This is a genomic window from Pseudomonas bananamidigenes, from assembly GCF_001679645.1.
Classification (GTDB): Bacteria; Pseudomonadota; Gammaproteobacteria; order Pseudomonadales; family Pseudomonadaceae; genus Aquipseudomonas; species Aquipseudomonas bananamidigenes.
In genome coordinates this window covers 24,913-46,370 of record NZ_LRUN01000048.1, presented here as the reverse complement: position 1 = coordinate 46,370, position 21,458 = coordinate 24,913, and the positions used below count along the sequence as shown (strand labels likewise).

The window sequence follows — 21,458 nt, the reverse complement described above, 5'->3', positions numbered from 1 at the left end:
TGGCTGATCTGCCGCATTCGCGAGCAGGCTCGCTCCCACAGGGGAACGCGGTCGAATGTGGGAGCGAGCCTGCTCGCGAATAGCCGCCCGCCCACCATTCTCGAGCCGTCAGATGTTCTGGCGATCACCCTTCGGATCGAAGAACACCGAAGAAACGATTTCCGCCTCGATCACGCTGCCATCCGCCAGCGGCGCGAACACCCGCTCGCCCATGCGCTTGAGACCGCCCTTGACCACGCCCAGGGCAAACGAATAGCCGAGGGAGTTGTGCGCGTAGCTGGAGGTCACGTGGCCGACCATGGTCATCGGGATCGTCTGCTTGGTGTTGAACACCAGTTGCGCACCTTCCGGCAGCCATTTGGTCGGATCGATCGGCTTCAGGCCCACCAGTTGCTTGCGCTGGTCACGCACGCAGTCTTCACGGTTCATGCCGCGCTGGCCGATCCACGAGAACGGTTTGGTGCGGCCGACGCACCAGCCCATGTTCAGGTCGTCCGGGGTCATCGAGCCGTCGGTGTCCTGGCCGACGATGATGAAACCCTTCTCGGCCCGCAGCACGTGCATGGTTTCGGTGCCGTACGGGGTCAGGTTGTACTGCTTGCCGGCTTCGACGATTTTTTCCAGCACGCCCATCGCGTAGTCGGCCTGGACGTTGACTTCGTACGACAGCTCGCCGGTGAACGAGATACGGAACACCCGCGCCGGCACACCGCCGACCAGACCTTCTTTCCAGGTCATGAACGGGAACGCTTCGTTGCCCAGGTCGATGTCGGTCACGGCGCTGAGCAGCTTGCGGCTGTTCGGGCCGGACAGGGTCATGGTCGCCCAGTGGTCGGTGACGGAGGTGAAGTACACCTTCAGTTCCGGCCATTCGGTCTGGTGATACAGCTCCAGCCATTGCAGTACGCGAGCCGCGCCGCCGGTGGTGGTGGTCATGACGAAATGGTTGTCCGCCAGACACGCCGTCACACCGTCGTCGAAGACCATGCCGTCTTCCTTGCACATCAGGCCGTAACGGGCCTTGCCCACATCGAGCTTGGTCCAGGCGTTGGTGTACACGCGGTTGAGGAACTCGCGAGCGTCCGGGCCCTGGATGTCGATCTTGCCCAGGGTCGAAGCGTCCAGCAGACCGACGCTGTCGCGCACGGCCTTGCACTCGCGCTTGACCGCGGCATGCATGTCTTCACCGTTTTTCGGGAAGTACCACGGACGTTTCCACTGGCCGACGTCTTCGAACTCGGCGCCGTTTTTCAGGTGCCACTGATGCAGCGCGGTGTAACGCACAGGCTCGAAGATGTGCCCACAGTGACGGCCCGCTACCGCACCGAACGTTACCGGCGTGTAGTTCGGACGGAACATCGTGGTGCCCATCTGCGGGATGGTCACGTTCAGCGAACGGGCGGCAATCGCCAGGCCGTTGACGTTGCCGAGCTTGCCCTGATCGGTGCCGAAGCCCAGCGCGGTGTAGCGTTTGACGTGCTCGACCGATTCGAAACCTTCGCGGGTCGCCAGCTCGATGGCGGCGGCGGTCACGTCGTTCTGCAGGTCGACGAATTGCTTCGGCGCCCGGGAAGTACCCTTCTCATGCGGCACCTGGAACAGCGCCAGCGTCGGTTCTTCGTGGCGGCTCAGGGCTTTCGGCAGCACACCTTCCACGGTCTGGAAACCGGCTTCTGCTGCGGCGCGTACGCCACCTTCAAAACCGTCGGCCAGGGAGTCGCCGAGACCGTAGACACCGTTGACGCCACCGACGCACACGCGTTTCTGCGGTGCTTCACCCGGTACGAAACCGAGGATGTCTTCGCGCCAGATCGGCTTGCCGCCCAGGTGCGAAGCCAGGTGCACCACCGGGCTGTAGCCGCCGGAGCTGGCGATCACGTCGCAGTCCAGCCACTCGCCCGGACTGGTCACGGCATGGCCTTTCACATCGATGGCCGCCACCCGGGCAGCGGTCACGCGCTTGCTGCCACGGGCCTCGATCACGGCGCTGCCGGTGAGGATGCGAATGCCTTTGGCGCGGGCTTCTTCAACCAATGCGCCACGCGGATTGCTGCGGGCATCAGCGATGGCCACCACTTGCAGGCTGGCGTCGAGCCAGTCCAGCGCAACGCGGTAGGCGTGATCGTTATTGGTGGTCAGCACCAGTTTTTTACCCGGTGCCACGCCGTAACGGCGCACGTAGGTCGACACCGCACCGGCCAGCATGTTGCCCGGCACATCGTTGTTGCCGTAGACCAGCGGACGCTCGTGGGCACCGGTCGCCAGCACCACACGCTTGGCGCGGACGCGGTGGATGCGCTGACGTACCTGGCCGATCGGCGCGCGGTCGCCGAGGTGATCGGTGAGGCGCTCATGAATGGTCAGGAAGTTGTGGTCGTGGTAACCGTTGACCGTGGCACGCGGCAACAGCAGCACGTCCGGAGTGTTCTTCAGCTCGGCCACCACACTGGCGACCCACTCCACGGCAGGCTTGCCGTCGAGGCTTTCGCGGGAGTCGAGCAGGCTGCCGCCGAACTCTTCCTGTTCATCGGCAATGATCACCCGCGCGCCGCTGCGCGCAGCGGCGAGGGCAGCGGCCAGACCGGCCGGGCCGGCGCCGACGATCAGCACGTCGCAGTGCTGGTTCATGTAGTCGTAGGTGTCCGGATCGACTTCGGTCGGCGAACGGCCCAGACCGGCAGCCTTGCGAATGTACTTCTCGTACGTCATCCAGAACGATTGCGGGTACATGAAGGTTTTGTAGTAGAAACCCGGCGGCATCAGCTTGCCGCCGACCTTGCCGAGAATCCCCATCATGTCGTTGTTGACGCTCGGCCAGCCGTTGGTACTGGTGGCGACCAGGCCCTGATACAGCGCCTGTTGCGTGGCGCGCACGTTAGGGATCTGGGTGGCTTCGGTGGCACCGATCTGCAGCACCGCGTTCGGTTCTTCGGCACCGGCGGCGAAGATGCCGCGAGGGCGGGAATACTTGAAGCTGCGGCCAATGATGTCGACGCCGTTGGCGATCAGCGCCGAGGCCAGCGAGTCGCCCTCGAAGCCTTTGTAGCTTTGACCGTTGAAGGTGAAGCTCAGCACTTTGTTGCGGTCGATCCGTCCACCGTTGGACAGGCGATTGGTCTGGCTCATACCTTCTCTCCCAGCGCCGGCGCGGCTGTTTTCGCAGGGTCAGCCTTGTCGGTGAATTGCGGCTTGGTGCCGATCTTGTAGGTTTCGAGAATCTCGTAGGTCACGGTGTCGCGGGTGACGTTGAAGTACTGGCGGCAACCGGCGACGTGATCCCACAACTCGTGGTGCAGACCGCGAGGGTTGTCGCGGAAGAACATGTAGTCGCCCCACTCCTCGTCGGTGCAGCTGTTCGGATCCAGCGGACGCGGGATGTGCGCCTGGCCGGAGGCGTGGAATTCCTCTTCGGAGCGCAGTTCGCCGCAGTGAGGACAGAAGATATGCAACATGGGAAATTTCTCCTGTTAGTGGGCGACAGCCGCAGCGCCGTGTTCGTCGATCAACGCACCGCTGTGGAAGCGGTCGATGGAAAAAGGAGCGGCCAGCGGGTGCATTTCACCCTTGGCCAGGCTCGCGGCAAACACGTTGCCCGAGCCCGGTGTGGCCTTGAAGCCGCCGGTGCCCCAGCCGCAGTTGAAGAACATGTTCGGTACCGGAGTTTTCGAAATGATCGGGCAGGCGTCCGGCGTGGTGTCGACGATGCCGCCCCACTGACGGTTCATGCGCACCCGCGACAGCACCGGGAACATCTCGACGATGGCCTGGATGGTGTGCTCGATCACCGGGTACGAACCGCGCTGGCCGTAGCCGTTGTAGCCGTCGATACCGGCGCCGATCACCAGGTCGCCCTTGTCGGACTGACTGATGTATCCGTGCACGGCGTTGGACATGATCACGCTGTCGATGATCGGCTTGATCGGCTCGGATACCAGCGCTTGCAGCGGGTGGGATTCGATCGGCAGACGGAAACCGGCGAGCCTGGCCATGTGCCCGGAGTTGCCGGCGGTGACCACACCGACGCGCTTGGCGCCGATGAAGCCCTTGTTGGTTTCGACACCGATGCATACGCCGTTTTCCTTGCGGAAACCGATCACTTCGGTCTGCTGGATCAGGTCGACGCCGAGGGCGTCGGCGGCACGGGCAAAGCCCCACGCCACGGCATCGTGACGGGCCACGCCGCCGCGACGCTGGACGGTGGCGCCCATCACCGGGTAACGGGTGTTTTTCGAGCAGTCGAGGTACGGGATTTCGTCCGCGACCTGCTTGGCATTGAGCAGTTCGCCATCGACGCCGTTGAGGCGGTTGGCGCTGACCCGACGCTCGGAATCACGGATGTCCTGCAGGGTGTGGCACAGGTTGTAGACGCCGCGCTGAGAGAACATCACGTTGTAGTTCAGGTCCTGAGACAGGCCTTCCCACAGTTTCATCGCGTGTTCGTACAGGTGCGCCGACTCGTCCCACAGATAGTTGGAGCGAACGATGGTGGTGTTGCGCGCGGTGTTGCCACCGCCCAGCCAGCCCTTCTCGACCACGGCCACGTTGGTGATGCCGTGTTCCTTGGCCAGATAGTAGGCCGTCGCCAGACCGTGCCCGCCGCCGCCGACGATGACCACGTCGTAGACCTTTTTCGGGGTCGGCGTGCGCCACATGCGCTGCCAGTTTTCGTGGTGGCTGAGGGAGTGCTTGAAGAGGCCGAAGCCCGAATAGCGTTGCATAGTCATTTACTCCAGAACGCTCAGCGATAAACCGGGAAGTCTGCGCACAGGGCCGCAACCTGCTGGGCGACATTGGCCTCGACATCGGCATCGCCGAGGTTGTCGAGGATGTCGCAGATCCAGCCGGCCAGCGTCACGCACTGCGCCACCTTGAAGCCGCGCGTGGTCACCGCCGGGGTGCCGATGCGCAGGCCGGAAGTGACGAACGGCGACTGCGGGTCGTTCGGTACGGCGTTCTTGTTGACGGTGATGTGAGCGCGACCGAGAGCGGCGTCCGCGTCTTTACCGGTGAGGCCCTGACGGATCAGGCTGACCAGGAACAGGTGGTTGTCGGTGCCGCCGGACACTACATCGTAGCCACGTTTGATAAAGACGCTCGCCATCGCCTGGGCGTTGTCGATCACTTGTCGCTGATAGGCCTTGAAGCCTGGCTCCAGCGCTTCCTTGAAGCACACGGCCTTGGCGGCGATTACGTGCATCAGCGGGCCGCCCTGGGCGCCGGGGAATACCGCCGCGTTGAGCTTCTTCTCGATTTCTTCGTTGGCCTTGGCCAGGATCAGGCCGCCACGGGGACCGCGCAGGGTCTTGTGGGTAGTGGTGGTGACCACGTCGGCGTACGGCAGCGGGTTCGGGTACAGACCGGCGGCCACCAGACCGGCGACATGGGCCATGTCGACGAACAGCAGCGCACCGACCTTGTCGGCGATCTGACGGAAGCGCGGGAAGTCGAGGGTTTTCGAGTAGGCCGAGAAACCGGCGACGATCATCTTCGGTTTGTGCTCGACGGCCAGACGCTCGACTTCGTCGTAATCGATCAGACCGGTATTGGTGTCGATACCGTACTGCACGGCGTTGTACAGCTTGCCCGAGGACGACACCTTGGCGCCGTGGGTCAGGTGACCGCCGTGGGCCAGGCTCATGCCGAGAATGGTGTCGCCCGCCTGCAGCAGGGCCAGGTACACGGCACTGTTGGCCGAGGAGCCGGAGTGCGGCTGGACGTTGGCGTAATCGGCGCCGAACAGTTGCTTGGCGCGCTCGATGGCCAGCGCTTCAACCTTGTCGACGTGCTCGCAGCCACCGTAATAACGCTTGCCCGGATAACCTTCGGCGTACTTGTTGGTCAGGCCGCTGCCCTGCGCTTCCATCACGCGTTTGCTGGTGTAGTTTTCCGACGCGATCAGCTCGATGTGATCTTCCTGACGTTGCTCCTCGGCATTCATCGCCGCCAGCAGTGCATCGTCGTAACCCTGGATCCGGTCTTGCTTGCTGAACATCGCGTCTCTCCCAGCGGCATCTGTGCGCCATTCGTCTCGGTAAGGCACTGGCAATGATGGCAGTGCCCTTTGATGCCGATGGTATGGCCGGCGCAGGCAGCTCAAATGCCTACGGACGCCACGCAAAGGTGCGTTTACGACATGGCGTGAAATGCCCTCTTTCGAATCGGCGCAGATCCCTGCGGGAGCGAGCCTGCTCGCGAAGACGCAGGCACATCCGACATTGAAGTGGCCTGACAGACCGCTTTCGCGAGCAGGCTCGCTCCCACAGGGTTATGTGTATGCCGCGCGGAGAGCGAACAGCACAAGGAAATGCGCGGGATAGAGCGCATACGCCCAGCGACGTAGGGGGGGCGCGCGGAGGAAAGCGGCATGTCGCAACAGGAACATTCCGCACAGCGGCGCGATCAGGCAGGCCACAATGCCGAAGGCCGCCACACGGTTGCCGAACTGCGCGGATTCGAAGAGCACCTGCCACTGATTCGCCGCCAGACACACCAGCCCCGGCAGCAGGCCAAAGGCCCAGTGCCGACGAAACACCAGCAGCAGCGCCAGCGGCAACAGAACACCGAACAGACCGAACATCAGCCACTGCGGGAAGAAACCCGCCACCAGCAAGGCGCCGACGCCCAGCAGCCGTGAAAGCGGCGCCCGATCCTGCCAGCCCCGCGCTACCAGCAGGCCCAGCGCCAACGTGGGCATCACGTTCAAGGTGTCGGGATCGGGGACGTACAAACGGTAGGGAATCTCGCTGAGCAGACTGAACAGCAGCAAGCGGCACAGATAGCGCCATTCGGTCCTGACGGGGCCGACACGGGCCAGGTTCGCCGCCATCGCCAGGCAGAACCACGGAAACGCCAGCCGCCCCGGTACATACAGCCAATCGGCGCTGATCCCGACATATCGCAGGTGATCGAGCAGCATGCTCAGCAGTGCCAGCCACTTGAGCAGATCGAGTGCGCCGTCGCGCCGGCTCAGGTGCATAATCGGCTCGCATCCTTGTAAAGTTCTGACAGCGACATCCCGTGTGCTCCCCGGATGATCTTCGGTAAAGTGCGCACCATCATTGACCAACGAAGCGCCACAAGCGCCTCGATCACGGAAGCCGGCCATGACCGACAAGAGCCAACAATTCGCCAGCGACAACTACTCCGGTATCTGCCCTGAAGCCTGGGCTGCCATGGAACAGGCCAACCACGGCCACCAGCGCGCCTATGGCGACGATGAATGGACAGCACGCGCCTCCGATTATTTCCGCAAGCTGTTCGAGACCGACTGCGAAGTGTTCTTCGCCTTCAACGGCACCGCCGCCAACTCCCTGGCCCTGTCGTCGCTGTGCCAGAGTTACCACAGCGTGATCTGCTCGGAAACCGCCCACGTCGAAACCGACGAATGCGGCGCGCCGGAGTTCTTCTCCAACGGCTCGAAACTGCTGATCGCCGGTACCGAGAACGGCAAGATCACCCCGGCCTCGATCCGCGAAGTCGCCCTCAAGCGTCAGGACATCCACTACCCCAAACCCCGCGTCGTGACCCTGACCCAGGCCACCGAAGTCGGCAGCGTCTACACCCCGGAAGAAGTCCGCGCCATCAGCGACACCTGCAAGGAACTGGGCCTGAACCTGCACATGGACGGCGCGCGTTTCTCCAACGCCTGTGCATTTCTCGGCTGCTCGCCGGCGGACCTGACCTGGAAGGCCGGCGTCGATGTGCTGTGCTTTGGCGGCACGAAAAACGGCATGGCGGTGGGTGAGGCGATCCTGTTCTTCAACCACAAACTGGCGGAAGACTTCGACTACCGCTGCAAACAGGCCGGGCAACTGGCGTCGAAGATGCGCTTCCTGTCGGCCCCGTGGGTAGGCATCCTGGAAAACGACGCCTGGCTCAAATACGCCCGCCACGCCAACCACTGCGCGCAACTGCTGGCGGAACTGGTCAGCGACATTCCGGGCGTCGAGCTGATGTTCCCGGTCCAGGCCAACGGCGTGTTCCTGCAACTCTCGGAACCGGCCATCGCCGCCCTGACCGCACGCGGCTGGCGCTTCTACACCTTCATCGGCAAGGGCGGCGCACGCTTCATGTGCTCGTGGGACACCGAAGAAGAACGCGTACGCGAGCTGGCTCGCGACATTCGCGAAGTCATGTCGGCCTGATCGCCTCCCTTCTCCTGATCGTTCCCACGCTCCGCGTGGGAATGCCTCCCGGGACGCTCCGCGTTCCTGCCGCACCGCCGATGTAACGCCTGCCACCGTCATGACGCGGAGCGTCAAAGGCTGCATTCCCACGCGGAGCGTGGGAACGATCAGGTCAGGGACGGGCTGCTTGCGCTCCATCGTCTACATTGTTTATCGAGCCTTCGCTCACATAACAACAAGCAGGAGCTTGCGCATGTCGCTAAAAGGCAAAACCTTGTTCATCACTGGCGCCAGCCGTGGCATCGGGCGCGAGATTGCGCTGCGGGCTGCGCGGGACGGGGCCAACATCGTGATCGCCGCCAAGAGCGCCGAACCCCACGCCAAGCTGCCCGGCACCATTCATAGCGTCGCTGCGGAAGTTGAAGCGGCCGGTGGCAAGGCGCTTGCGCTGCAACTGGATGTTCGCGATGAAGAGGCGGTGCGCCAGGCACTGGCCCAGGCCAACGAGCATTTCGGCGGGATCGATGCACTGGTGAACAACGCCGGGGCGATCAAGCTGACCGGTGTGCAGCACATCGAACTCAAGCGTTTCGATCTGATGCACCAGATCAACACCCGCGCCGTGTTGCTGTGCAGCCAGGCGGCCCTGCCCTACCTGAAGAAATCTTCGGGGCACATTCTCAACCTGTCGCCGCCGTTGAACATGGCCAGCAAATGGTTCGCCCAGTACAGCCCCTACACCGTGACCAAGTACGGCATGAGCATGCTGACGGTCGGCATGAGCGAGGAGTTCGCCAACTACGGGATCAGTGTGAACTCGCTCTGGCCGCAAACCATGATCGCCACTGCTGCCATCGAATTTCAGCTGGGCAACCGGGAGTCGTTCAAGCATGCGCGTACCCCGCAGATCATGGCGGATGCGGCGCACGTGATTCTGGGCAGCAGCGGGCGACGGATTACCGGGCGGTTGTTGATTGATGAGGAGATCTTGCGGGAGAGCGGCGTGAGCGAATTCGACCATTACCGCTTCGAGCCTGGGAGTGATGCGAAGTTGATGACAGACCTGTTTATCGACTGAGCATTTTCAGAAACGACCTACGCCAGGTCCTACATCACTCAAACAAACCTCGCCATAGACTGCCGACTCCATTTTTCGAGGCGTACAGACTATGGCGAACCCAGCCTATATGACCATCACCGGCAAGATCCAGGGCCTTATTTCAGCCGGATGTTCGACGCCGGAATCGATCGGCAACAAATACCAGACGGCCCATACCGATGAAATCATGGTGTTCGCCCTGAGCCATGAAATGCGCCGCGACGCCAATCTCGGCAAGGCTGTCCACCGTCCAGTCATCATCACCAAAGCCGTCGACAAATCCTCCCCACTGCTGGCTCAGGCCCACTCGAACTGCGAAGAACTGGACTGTACGATCAGTCTCTACCGCACTTCGCCCCAGGGGCAGCAGGAAAAATTCTATTCGATCACCCTCGACGGGGCGGTTCTCGCTGAACTGTCGCAGGATGTGCCCCATGTCATTCTGCAAAACGATGCCCAGCCTCAAGAACAACTGGCCATTCGTTACCGCGGCATCAGTTGGGTACATCACATTGCAGGCACCACTGGCTATACCTCGTGGGGTGAAGCGGGTTGAGTTCACGACAGCATGATCTGTGCGATGTGCAGGACGTCGCCGGCAACCTGCTTGGACAGGCTCTGACCATCGGAAACCGTCATCTGGCGTATGGCATTGCACGTGTGCAATTCCATCAACAAGTCGCGTACTTCGCCAAGCGAATTACCGAGCAGGTAGCGGACGGACGCCTGACTGCGCAGCAAGGAATCGACGCGCTTGCGCAGGAACAACGAAACCTGTTGAACCAGTCTCGTGCCCTGCAGCAAAACAGACACGGCGCGCTCACCGACACGGCCAGGACACGACGCTTGTCGATGCTTCCACATGCCGCAGCGAATCCGGATCCGCAACGTTTACTGCGGGCCGTTCACCAGCAGAATCTGAAAGTGACGCGCCTGAACTCAGCCCCGCTCTCTTCTGCGCATCCAGTCAACGACTTGCGATTTTTCCCCCGCGAACACTGGCCCCAGGAATTGCCGGCACCGGAGGAGCCAGGGTTCTACATCGTGCCCAAAAGCATGCCCGCCGAGAAACTGCAGGCGCGACTGTTTCCGTCGCCCAACCCGAATGTCATCGCCAGATTCAAAAGCCTCAATCCGCTGGAAGCCATGGTGAAAGCCGGAACGCTGATTGTCCTGAGCGACCCGGACAATCAGCAATGCACCTATGAAGAATCACTGCTGATGGAAACGGCGCACATCGTCAGCATGGCGCTGGCGCCGTTGACGGTGGAAGAGGCGGACTTTTTTGCGCAGCACTATGAGGTCATCAGAAGGACGCTTTCAGATGGGTCGAAAGTTATCGGGGTTGGGACGGCCATGGCGGCTAATCATCTGGATGGCATAAAAGCCGCTTTGAAAGACATTGAGGCATTGCATATCAGCACTATCGAGACCAATGGAAGCCTGAACTCAAAGGCATTCAAAAAGCGGCGTGCCGAATTACTTAAACGGCTGGACGGACAACTCACCGGATTGACGAAGAAAGTCATTGGCCTCCCTGATTACCCAAATCTCAAGATTGCTCTAGGGATCGAGCATCCGCACCTGGTGCACCGCTGGAGGAAGGCTGGCGGCATCGGCCAGGCACCCGGATATGCCAGTCACATTCAAGGCGTGGTGAAAGCCTCGCAATACGTGAAATATGGAGGATGGATTGGTACAGCCGTGGGTGGCGGAGCTTCGGCAATGAAGGTTCGGGATGTCTGTACAAACGGGAGCGCCGAGGCGTGCGAAAAGATTAAATTCACCGAAACCGGAAGTTTTCTGGGAGGAACTGTCGGTTCTGCAGTAGGTGCAAGCACGGCCTCCACCATTTGCGTAGCACTCGGGGTATCGACCGCAGGAATCGCCGGGGTACTGTGTGGAGTACTGGTTGCGGGAGCCGGATCCTTTACGGTCGGCTATATGGGCGAAAAAGGCGGTGAAATCGCCGGTGAATTGATTTACGAGAAAACCCGATGAGTTATGAAACTGCAAGAGATGCTTTTATCATTCTAAACATCATAAACTTCGCCGCACTCATAATAATTAACTGCATCGTTTTATATATCGCAAAAACAAAAATAGAACTAATAATGAACAGCCTTCAAAACAGTTCGATCGCCGGAGGCCTTATGATGCTATGGCATGGAGGTGTGCGGGGGCGGATCTACATGATGGGGGAAATTTTTAGCTTCCTGAAACGCCCAGAAATCTACCTTTATCAAGGGAAACTGAGCGCAAAAGATATTAAAAATTTTCCGCCAGACTTCAAACGCACGCTACTTACACTATATAAATATCAGAGAATTTCCGGCTTGATTTTTTTGCTCTTTGGACTTCTCGCCGCATTAGAGTTTATTTAAAAACAGCAACTGATGACTTCATACGATCTCCCCTACGAGAGACCGCCCCCAAAGCCTGCATACTGAATTCAATATTCGATACGAACATCCCCCTTCGGCACACTGCAGCAAGAAAGAATGTACCCCTCAGCCTCGTCGTCCTCGGTGATCCCGCCGTTGTGATCCATCTCCACTTCGCCGCCGAGCTTGAGCACCTTGCACGTCCCGCAGATCCCCATGCCGCAGGCTTTCGGGATCATCAGGCCGACCTTGGCCGCCGCCGCATGCACGGTCTCGCCCGGGGCCACGCGGATGCTCTTGTCCGATGAGGTGAACTCCACCAGGTGCAGATCCGCCGCCGGGATTTCCGGTGCTTCGGCAGCCTGTTCGGCCTGTTCCACCGCGTCGGCGCGGGCTTCCGGTGGCGTGGCGCCGAAGGATTCCTCGTGGTAGCGCTTCATGTCGTAGCCGGCGTTTTCCAGCAAGCGTTTGACCGCGTTCATGTAAGGCGTCGGGCCGCAGCAGAACACTTCGCGTTCAAGGAAGTCCGGCACCATCAGTTCCAGCATTTTGTGATTCAGGTAGCCGCGATACCCGGCCCACGGTTCGCCCAGGCCATGCTTCTCGCAGATCAGGTGCAGGCTGAAGTTGTCGATCCGCGACGCCATGTGTTCCAGCTCGCGGTGGTAAATGATGTCTTTGGGCGAGCGGGCGCTGTGGATGAACGTCATGTCGACGTTGCCGTTGGTGTCGTAGAACCAGCGCGCCATGGACATCACCGGAGTGATGCCGACGCCACCGCTGAGGTACAGCACTTTCGGGCTCGGGAAATCGATGGCGTTGAACAGCCCGACCGGGCCGTGCACCGCCAGTTCCTGGCCTTCGTGCAACGTGTCGTGCAGCCAGTTGGACACCTTGCCTCCCGGCACCCGCTTGATGGTGACCGAAAAGCTGTAGGGCACCGACGGCGAACTGGAGATGGTGTACGAGCGCATGATCGGCTGGCCTTCGATTTCCAGCTCCAGGGTGACGAACTGCCCGGGCTTGAAAAAGAACAGGATCGGCTGGTCGGCCATGAAGCAGAAGGTGCGCACATCCCAGGTTTCCTGGATGACTTTGACGCAACGGACGATGTGTCGGCCATTGGCCCAGGTCTGGGTGGTGACCGGATTCAGGAAGCTGTTCGACATGCTGTTCTCCACGGCCGACTGTCGGCCTTCATGTGGCGATTCTGCGTATAGCTTGAACGCCCCGTTTACCTATCCGCGACATTCACATACTTATCGCGACCAGCCTTCAGGCACCGGGGGTTGCGCGTCGGGAACAGATTGCACCATGTCGCCCATGGATAAGGTTCTCGCCTGCGCCGGCCCCACACTCGCCCCAACACAAACGGTTTCTTTACACCTTGCGCTGCAACCCTGATCAGCCACTTTCGCGGCCACGCAGATGGCCTTGAGGAATTCATCGATGGACACCGCAAAAATCAGCCTGGGCGACCCGCTGGAACCCGCACGCAAGGCCACCGCACAAATGCTGCAGGAGCGCGAACGCACCTTCTCGCTGCCGCAACCGTTCTACAGTGACGAGCGCCTGTTCGATATCGACATGCAGGAGATCTTCCAGAAGGAATGGTTGATCGCCGGCATGACCTGCGAAATCCCGGCCAAGGGCAACTACCTGACCCTGCAGATCGGCAAGAACCCGATCATCGTCATTCGCGGCGCCGAAGGCGTGGTGCATGCATTCCACAACGTCTGCCGCCACCGTGGCTCGCGCCTGTGCACCAGCGACAAGGGCAAGGTCGCCAAACTGGTCTGCCACTACCACCAGTGGACCTACGAACTGGACGGTCGCCTGCTGTTCGCCGGTACCGAGATGGGCGCCGATTTCGACATGAATCAGTACGGCCTCAAACCGGTGAACGTGAAGACCGCCGGCGGCTACATCTTCGTCAGCCTGGCCGAAAACCCGCCAGCCATCGATGACTTCCTGTCGACCCTGAACCACTACATGGAACCCTACGACATGGAGAACACCAAGGTGGCGGTGCAAACCACCTTGATGGAAAAGGCCAACTGGAAACTGGTGCTGGAAAACAACCGCGAGTGCTACCACTGCAACGGTTCGCACCCGGAGTTGCTGAAAACCCTGCTGGAGTGGGACGACGTCACCGACCCGCGCGCCGACCAGGCGTTCAAGGATCATGTCGCCGCTTCTGCTGCCGCGTGGGAAGCCGAAAAGATCCCTTACGCCCACGCCAGCTTCGGTCTGCGCAACCGCATCGTGCGCATGCCGCTGCTCAAGGGCACCGTGTCGATGACCATGGACGGCAAGCAGGGCTGCGCCAAACTCATGGGCCGGATCAAGAACCCGGACCTGGGCTCGATGCGCATCCTGCACCTGCCTCACTCGTGGAACCACTGCATGGGCGACCACATCATCGTGTTCACCGTGTGGCCGATCAGTGCCCAGGAAACCATGGTCACCACCAAGTGGATCGTGCACAAGGATGCCGTGGAAGGCGTGGATTACGACGTCGAGCGCATGCGCAAGGTGTGGGACGCCACCAACGACCAGGACCGTCGCCTGGCCGAAGAGAACCAGCGCGGCATCAACTCCACCGCGTACCAGCCAGGGCCTTACTCCAAGACCTATGAGTTTGGCGTGGTCAACTTCGTCGACTGGTACAGCGAGCGGATGCTGAGCAACCTGGGGGCCGAGCCTGCGCCGTACCTCAAAGGCGTGCCGGTCCAAGGCTGATCGCACCTGACAGATCGTTCCCACGCTCTGCGTGGGAACGATCACACAATCACCGCATCATTGGGATGACCACCTCACCGATCCATCCTCCCCGATAAACTCCTCGAAAATCTCCTCCCCCACCAACCTGATCCTGGCGTACCCGTTCAACACCCGCAGCGGATAGTCCGGATCCTTCGCATCCTGCGTCTCGGAAAACAGTATCCGCGAATGCCCGTTCAGCTCGCTGGTGGTGCCATAGGGAATTGCGCCGTGTCCGGCGCAGCGCGCATGCAACCCGCCCTGGGTGGCATAGACGATGCCGTTGTGCAGATGCCCCCAGTACCAGTAATCCGGCTCGCGCCCCAGTGCATCGCACACCGGCTGATACAACGCGGTCTTGTTGTGCCCGGTAATGTCGAAGCCCTGATGGTGGCTGAGCACCATGAGTTTCTTGCGTTTGGGCAAGCCCTTCATCCAGGCGATCTGCGGCTCGTTCAGCGTGCCGTCCATGTACAGGTTCATCACGTCCGAGGCGTACGCCGTGTCCAGCCCGACGATCAGCCAGTCGTCGTTGATCAGGGCAAAGTAGCTGGTGCCCTGCTGCCCCGGGAAACGCGCGGCCAGTTCCTTGAAATAACCGTGGGCGCCGCTGTACATCTCGTGGTTGGAGTTGAGGGTGAACGAGCCGTGGGTGCCCATCGGCCAGCCGGACATGTCGGTGTCTTCCTGGGAATGGGTACCGGCGTAATAGACATCCCCCAGGTGAATGGTGAAGTCGGCGTTGGCCAGTTGCATCTGGTTGGCGACTGAAACCGCTGGCGCATGGCTGTTGAACGGCCCGGTGCCCCAGTCGCCGGCAATCGCCAGCGTCACTTCACGTCCCATGGTCACCATGGCCGGATCGGTGCCGAAGGTGGCGTGGTGCCGCAGGTTTTCGATCCATTTGAGCAGCGCTTCGCTCCACAACAGATCCAGCAACTCCCATTTGCGACAGCCCAGCAGCGTGCCGTCCTTGAGCACCCGGGTCTGCAGTTGATCGGGCGATTGCGGCAACGGCGTCGCATTGCCGATACGCAGAATCGACAAACCGTGGGACAACTCCCAGGGCACCGCTGGCTCGTCGGCCGGCAACTCGCCGTTTTTCAGCACGTACTGCGCCTGATCGTGACCGCGCTGCAGCAGCTTGATGATGGCCTGGAACTCTTCGGGTTCCAGTTCGCTGATGAGTTTCATCCAGGCCATTTCGATCCGCGTGAGCAAACCGTGCAGGCGAACCTTGACTTTGTCGTACTCGTGTTTCAGATGACCGACCGCTGACATGGCGTAATCCTCTATCCGTAGGGGTTCACAGGGTTTTCATGAATTCGATCAGCGCACGTTTGTCGTCGTCCGACAGCGTCGTGCCATACAGGTGACCGCTGTTGTGATTGCCCTCCAGGCGGGTGTCGTACTTGAAGTCCGCCGAGGCTTTCGCCTGGGCGCCGCTGGTGACGAAACCGACGTTGACCGGGTCGTAGATGTCGGAGCCGGTGATGAACACCTGCGGACGTTTTTCCGGTGGTTGCAGCAGGTCCCACAGGGTCGGCACCGAACCGTTGTGCAGATACGGCGCGCGCAGCCAGATGCCGTCGGTGGGCGTGTTGCTGTAGCTCTGGGTCTTGCGGTAGGCGCCGAAATCGAACGGCGGTTTCTTGAAGGTGTGGAACGCCGCCACCAGCCCGGTGGTGAACGAATCCAGACGATGCGGATCGGTGCCGAGCTGGTCGATGTTGGTGGTGACCTGCCCGGTGTCGGCACGCCCGAAGTCGTGGCAACCGGCGCAATTGGCTTCCCAGATCGGTTTGCCCCGGGCGACTTTGGCCTGATCCAGTGCCCACGGCCAGGCCGGAGCCTTGTGCCCGAGCAGCCAGTTGGTCACGCGGTTGAAGCTCGGCGGCAGCACCGATTCCGGCGTCGCTCCCACCGCCATGGCGGCGGCGTAGTTGCGCTCGTGAATCTTGTTGTTATTGCCGTCCCAGTGCAGGTACATCGATTCCCGGGGTTTCTGGTTCCACACTTGCGGCAGGTCGACGGTGCCGATGGTCGAGTCATCCGGGAAGCCGAACACCACCATTTTCGTCGGGTTGAACGTGTCGGTACGCCCCGGCCCCTGCGGCGGGCGCAGTTTCTGCCACGCATAGGCCTGCTTCTGTTTGAGCAGCGCAGTCTTGGCCATCGGGATGATCAGGTAGCGGTTGTAGAGCCGCTCGAAAAAACCGAGCTGGAACTTGCCGTTGATCGCCGCCATCACCGCGTCGGTGGTGAATTTCGGGTCGCTGGCGCAATCGTAGGCGAACCACTGGAAGGCTTGCAGTTGCAGGGTATTGGCCGGTGCGCTCGGCACATTGACCGCCACGTCGCCGGCATTGGCCCGATACGAGCCGGTGTGGCACAGCGCGCAGTTCGGCTCCACCGTCGGGTAACCGATCTGCCGCTTGGCCATGCCGATCGGCAGGTCCTTGCCGTTCTCGAACAGGAAGCCGAAGACTTCCCAGCCGCCAGGTTTCGGCAGTTTTTCCGGGCACATCTGCGGCAGCACGGAAAACAGGTAATACGGGATTCGTGCTTCGATGCCGAGGCCGATCGCGGCGTACTTGTAGTGATCTTCGTCAGAGGCATATTCCTGCTCCGGCACCACCCGCAGCATCTGATACCAGGTCTGGTAGCCGATGAATGCCAGCAGCGCGACCACCACCAGCGTGCCGACCCTGAATGCATGACTCTGCCAGTGCCGCGCCCACGCCGCCCGCCATTCACGCCAGCCGTCACAGAGCAGCGCCAGGGGTCGATTCTCAGGAGTGGTGCCGAGGTACAGCAGAATCCCGAGGATCAGGAAAAAGCTCAGGTCACCCATCAACATCGGCACGAACAGCGAGCCCTGGCTGCTGGTGTCGATCAAGTAGATCCAGAACGCCACGGCGATCAGCCGCGTCAGCACGCACAGCCAGGAATGCACCACGTAGCGCGGTGCATTGAAGCCCGACGGCATGTAGAACACGCTGATGCCTACCAGCAGCATCCCGGCGTTTTCCAGCCACGGATCGGAGAGTTGCGGCGGCAGGCCGACCACCGATGTCAGCAACCCCGGCGCGAACAGCGCCGGGATCGCGAACACCATGTTCATCGCTATGCCGAGCCAGATGAAACGTTGAAACCAGCGGATGTAGCTGTCCATGTCATCCATTTCCTTGTGCAGACCTCAAGAAAAATACCCGGTATCAATGAGCCTTTGTGGCGAGGGAGCTTGCTCCCGCTCGGCTACGCAGCAGTCGTGAAACCAGCAGATGCCGGTGTTTCAGGAACACCGCATGCTCAGGTTTTAGGGCCGCTTCGGAGCCCAGCGGGAGCAAGCTCCCTCGCCACAGGAACACTTCATCAACCGAGGGCGGTTTTCTCCAAGTGCTCCAGGATGATCGGATACACATCGACCACCGCGTTCTTGCCGAACATGCAGTCGATGTGACCGTAACCCGGCACCACATGCCGGCTGTAACGCTCCGGTCCGTGTTTCTCGCAGACACGCTGGTAGGTCTTGAGCGTGCTTTCCGGCAGGTAGCACTGATTCTCCGCACCGCTGATGAAGCAGATCGGCATGGTCAGCCGGTCGAAGTGCGGCATGTACACATCGTTGCCCTTGAAATCCACCAGGTGCCCTTTGCGCACGATCAGCGCCAGGTGTTCGAAGGTCTCGATGTTCGACTCGCCGAACAGTTCATGCAGGTTGTCGTGCAGCGTCTCGTTGAGGGTGTCGTGGCGGTACAGCGAGGCGTACATGAAGGTGATGCGGTGGCAAACCGGGTTGGTGCAGTAACCCTGGGCTTCGATCCGTGCGTAGCCGTTGAGGGCCTTGTCGTAGAGGCGGTTGAACCAGTTCTCCTTGCTGTCGGCATACGCCGTCATCGACTTGATGCCGATGGCGTCGAGCATCCCCGGCAAGTGCAGGCCGGCCTTGAGCCCTGTTGCTGTCGCGACCACCGTGTCGGCGGCGATCTGCGAGCAGACCACCGAACGCACGCCCTGCAACCCGGCCAGCAGCGACATGAAGAACGTGGTCGCGCCGTAGCAATGCACCACGCATTGCACATCCTTCGCACCGGTCCGCTGCTGGATCTGCCCGATGGCGGCCTTGAAGTCGTACCGGGCGATCTGGTCGCCGTTCCACTCCTTCTTGCTGGCCGGCAGCAGGATGCTCACCCGGAAGTCCAGCAGCCACACGTCGTAGTCGTGCTTGCAGAGAAATTCCAGCAGGTTGGTCTGGATCGTATCGGTCGAGAAGATATTCGAGCCCACACCCAACCCGTGAACCAGCATCACCGGGCCTTTGCTGCCGGCCTGATAGCGGCTCAGGCGCAGTTCCACCCCGTCCTCGGTGGGGAAGAAATGCACATCCGGCGTCGGCGCATCCAGCGGCCGTTTCAAGCGTGGCGGCGCGTCGGGGTTGAAGTATTTGTCGCCGGCAAACACGCCGCCGTAACTCTCCCAGAGAATCCCGGCGAAGAACCTGCCGAACCGTGCCAGCCCTTCGATGCGCTCACGCTCGTTGCGCGCATTGAGCACTTTCATGGTGGTCATCTGTTTGGCGAAATCCGCCGGCTCGATGTGCATCACACCCGAACCGATCACCTCGCCGGACTTGTCCGGCCCGCGATACAGGGTCACGTAAAGCGTGCTGGTGTCGTGCCAGATATTCAGCACGCCGTTGTCTTCCGGCACGGTTTTGAAGGCGCTGAAGAAATAATCGTTGCCGTCCTCGGCGGTCAGTTTCATGTCGTATTTCATGTGGCGCGTGTCGACCTGCTGCTCGAATTGCTCGAACAGGTTGAACACGCCGTTGTTGGCAGTCAGCGGCTGCGGCGACAGCGCCGGCGCGATCACCGTACCGACGATGGTTGCCGCGTGCTCCGGCTCCTTGATCATCCGGTTGAGGTCGTTGGCGGTGATGGTCAGGGTGAAGTCGATCGGCGAATTGTCCGCTTCGCCGCGTTTGGCCGCCGCCTCGTAGACCTTCAGATCCGTGCTCTGCGCAGCGGTGAAGGCCCGGGAGAAGTAGCCTTTCATGGTCTCGGTGAACTGTACGCCGAGCGTCGGTGGCACCGGTTGTTTGCGCGGTGCCGAGGGCAGCGTGTAATCGATTTTCCAGCCACGGTCGGCGGCCAGCAGACCCATGTTGCGTTCGCTGACGGCGGAGATGGTCAGCAGCGGGTTGACCGCCAATGAGGTAGGAATCACCGCACCGTCGGTCACGTACAGGTTGGCGTAGACATCGGTGCCGCTGGCGCCGCTGAACACCTGGCCCTTGTGGTTGACCACACCTTGCGTAGCGTCTTCGCCCATCACGCAACCGCCCAGCGGATGCACCGAGACGATGCTGTGCCTGAGCAGTTTGGTCCAGATCGGGTTCTCGACCCAGATCCCGCCCAGTGCCTTGGTGCTCTGGTGCAGCCGCTCGTTGCCGATCCTGAAGTTTTCCTGTTCGCCGACGCCCGGCCAGTCGATGCGCAGTTGATCCTTGCTGTCGAGGACCATGCGCCCCTGGCCGCTGTCGTGACTCATGATCAGATACGTCTGCATGTTGTGCAGCGCGCCATAATACGGGCCGCGCAGGAAGCTTTCGGCTTCGCGCTCCTTGTACTTCACCTTGCCGCTGAAGCTGTCGTCGGTGGCCACGCCGATCAGCTCGGCGAACCCGGCCATTGCCGGCACCATCGGCCGCCCGAGAGCGCCCGGGATCGAGCCTTCCTCAATGACCATCTGGCTGCTTCTGTCACCTTCGGTGCGCATGTCGATGATCGACGTGATGCACGGGCCGACCGGTTTCATCTCCTTGGCCGAATGGGTGCCGAAACCGATGCCGTTGATGGTCTGGGCGCAATTGTGGCCGAAGCCGAGAATATCGCCGTTGCCGCTCATGTTCTCGCCGAGCTGCCCGGACATCACCAGGCCCTTGTCCCGCGAACGCAGGAGAATTTCGGTGGAGCCCAGGGTACCGGCAGATACCACGACAATGTCGGCCTTCACGAACAGCGTCGGTGCGTCGAACTTCTCGCGGCCACTGTCCAGATACTGAAAGTGCACGATCCAGCCATCGCCATCGCGCTCCAGATGCCGCACTTGGGCCTGACAGAAAATCTCCGCACCGTGATTGGTAGCGTCCGGCAGATAGTTCATCAGCGTGGTGTTCTTGGCTTTGTTGTTGCAGCCCGAAACGCAGTCGCCGCAGTGGTTGCAGGGCAGTTGCTCGACACCGACGTGATTGAGGTTGTTCGGCAGTTTGTCGAAAGTCACGTTGATCGGCGGCTTGTAGAAATGCGCGCCTTGCTGGAGGAAGTCCGCGGATTTTTTGTTGGCATCGAGCTTGGGCAGATCCGGCGCGGTGTTCGGGTAAGGGTTGGGCTTGAGCATCTCCCGGGCTTTTTCGTAACCCGCCTTGAGCAAGCCATCGCGGTCCTCGCGTACCGCCAACGGCCAGCGTGGATCCTTGAATACATCGGCTGTCGGTTCCAGCGAAACGTTGGCATTGATCAGCGACGTGCCGCCGAGGCCACAGCCGACCACCACGTTTTGCTGCGCGTTGACGTGCAGATCGAACAGCCCGGTGCGCGAGCCGATATGGCCGTCAGGATCGTGCACCTGCAACTCCTCGGTGGCGGCGATCATGGTGTTGGGATATTCGCCGGGCTGGATTTCCCGGCCGCGCTCCAGCAGGCACACCCGTTTTCCGGCCCGGGACAGGCGCGACGCGGCAATGCCGCCGCCGTATCCGGAGCCGATGACGATCACGTCGTAGTGTTCCTTGATGTCGCTGATGGGCGTTGCGATCCGTGTCATGAGGGGATTCCTCTCTCAGGCAGATGGGGCAACTCTGCGGTTGCCTGCAATCGATGGACGAACGGGCACCTGGCCTCCGGCAAGCTCGGCGGCAGTACAACGGTGAAGGCAGTTTTCAGGCGCTACAGACGGGCGTGCTGATTGGCGGCACGGCGCAATGTGCGCGTGCGCGGCTTCTGGGCTGACAGCAAGCGGGGATTGAGGGGTGAGCGATGTGGCTGGGTATCCATCACGCGTTCTCCCTGAACCGGATGTGGA

The 21,458-nt window shown here is 61.2% G+C and carries 15 protein-coding genes; 6 read left to right on the top strand and 9 right to left on the bottom strand.

The features are described 5' to 3' along the window. Nucleotides 1-108 precede the first annotated feature (108 nt). From BBF94_RS17395 to BBF94_RS17375, 5 genes are all read right to left on the bottom strand, one after another. Nucleotides 109-3,126 carry a sarcosine oxidase subunit alpha gene (locus BBF94_RS17395; RefSeq protein WP_065260221.1) on the bottom strand — a complete coding sequence of 1,006 codons (3,018 nt, stop codon included), beginning with the start codon at nt 3,124-3,126 and terminating at the stop codon, nt 109-111. Beyond that, nucleotides 3,123-3,452 carry a sarcosine oxidase subunit delta gene (locus tag BBF94_RS17390; protein ID WP_065260220.1) on the bottom strand — a complete coding sequence of 110 codons (330 nt, stop codon included), beginning with the start codon at nt 3,450-3,452 and terminating at the stop codon, nt 3,123-3,125. Before BBF94_RS17390 ends, BBF94_RS17395 begins: the two co-directional genes overlap by 4 nt. Nucleotides 3,453-3,467: 15 nt before the next feature. Beyond that, nucleotides 3,468-4,718, bottom strand: a complete 1,251-nt coding sequence (locus BBF94_RS17385) for a sarcosine oxidase subunit beta (protein ID WP_065260219.1) — start codon at nt 4,716-4,718, stop codon at nt 3,468-3,470. 20 nt (nt 4,719-4,738) lie between these two features. After that, nucleotides 4,739-5,992, bottom strand: a complete 1,254-nt coding sequence (gene glyA / locus BBF94_RS17380; RefSeq protein WP_065260218.1) for a serine hydroxymethyltransferase — start codon at nt 5,990-5,992, stop codon at nt 4,739-4,741. A 273-nt stretch (nt 5,993-6,265) separates the two neighbouring features. Next, a complete protein-coding gene (locus BBF94_RS17375; protein WP_065260217.1) occupies nt 6,266-6,976 on the bottom strand; it encodes a TraX family protein in 711 nt (236 codons plus the stop codon). 127 nt (nt 6,977-7,103) lie between these two features. Between BBF94_RS17375 and BBF94_RS17370 the strand changes: the two genes are divergently transcribed. The 5 genes from BBF94_RS17370 to BBF94_RS17350 all read left to right on the top strand — a co-directional run bounded on the left by BBF94_RS17370 (nt 7,104) and on the right by BBF94_RS17350 (nt 11,609). Further along, entirely contained in the window at nt 7,104-8,144 is a 1,041-nt protein-coding gene (locus BBF94_RS17370) for a threonine aldolase family protein (protein ID WP_007959802.1), read from the top strand. A 235-nt stretch (nt 8,145-8,379) separates the two neighbouring features. Further along, nucleotides 8,380-9,204 (top strand): SDR family oxidoreductase, encoded by an 825-nt coding sequence (locus BBF94_RS17365; protein ID WP_065260216.1) that lies wholly within the window; start codon nt 8,380-8,382, stop codon nt 9,202-9,204. A gap of 91 nt (nt 9,205-9,295) precedes the next feature. Further along, nucleotides 9,296-9,781 (top strand): Hcp family type VI secretion system effector, encoded by a 486-nt coding sequence (locus BBF94_RS17360; RefSeq protein ID WP_065260215.1) that lies wholly within the window; start codon nt 9,296-9,298, stop codon nt 9,779-9,781. Further along, the gene (locus BBF94_RS17355; RefSeq protein WP_065260214.1) at nt 9,778-11,226 is read left to right on the top strand and encodes a hypothetical protein; all 1,449 of its coding nucleotides are present in this window, start codon (nt 9,778-9,780) and stop codon (nt 11,224-11,226) included. Before BBF94_RS17360 ends, BBF94_RS17355 begins: the two co-directional genes overlap by 4 nt. After that, complete coding sequence (locus BBF94_RS17350) at nt 11,223-11,609, top strand: hypothetical protein (RefSeq protein WP_065260213.1); 387 nt, start codon at nt 11,223-11,225, stop codon at nt 11,607-11,609. Before BBF94_RS17355 ends, BBF94_RS17350 begins: the two co-directional genes overlap by 4 nt. A 68-nt stretch (nt 11,610-11,677) precedes the next feature. Here the strand turns inward: BBF94_RS17350 and gbcB are convergent, their stop codons facing one another. Beyond that, complete coding sequence (gbcB, locus tag BBF94_RS17345; protein WP_065260212.1) at nt 11,678-12,778, bottom strand: glycine-betaine demethylase subunit GbcB; 1,101 nt, start codon at nt 12,776-12,778, stop codon at nt 11,678-11,680. Between the two features lie 280 nt (nt 12,779-13,058). On the opposite strand from gbcB, the gene gbcA reads away from it, so the two are divergent. Beyond that, nucleotides 13,059-14,351, top strand: a complete 1,293-nt coding sequence (gene gbcA, locus BBF94_RS17340) for a glycine-betaine demethylase subunit GbcA (RefSeq protein WP_065260211.1) — start codon at nt 13,059-13,061, stop codon at nt 14,349-14,351. Between the two features lie 57 nt (nt 14,352-14,408). On the opposite strand, the gene BBF94_RS17335 is transcribed toward gbcA, so the two are convergent. From BBF94_RS17335 to BBF94_RS17325, 3 genes are all read right to left on the bottom strand, one after another. Beyond that, nucleotides 14,409-15,653 carry a metallophosphoesterase family protein gene (locus BBF94_RS17335; RefSeq protein ID WP_065260210.1) on the bottom strand — a complete coding sequence of 415 codons (1,245 nt, stop codon included), beginning with the start codon at nt 15,651-15,653 and terminating at the stop codon, nt 14,409-14,411. A 25-nt stretch (nt 15,654-15,678) separates the two neighbouring features. Then, a complete protein-coding gene (locus tag BBF94_RS17330) occupies nt 15,679-17,547 on the bottom strand; it encodes a c-type cytochrome (protein WP_065260209.1) in 1,869 nt (622 codons plus the stop codon). Between the two features lie 200 nt (nt 17,548-17,747). After that, a complete protein-coding gene (locus tag BBF94_RS17325) occupies nt 17,748-21,200 on the bottom strand; it encodes a GMC family oxidoreductase N-terminal domain-containing protein (protein WP_065260208.1) in 3,453 nt (1,150 codons plus the stop codon). Nucleotides 21,201-21,458 lie beyond the last annotated feature (258 nt).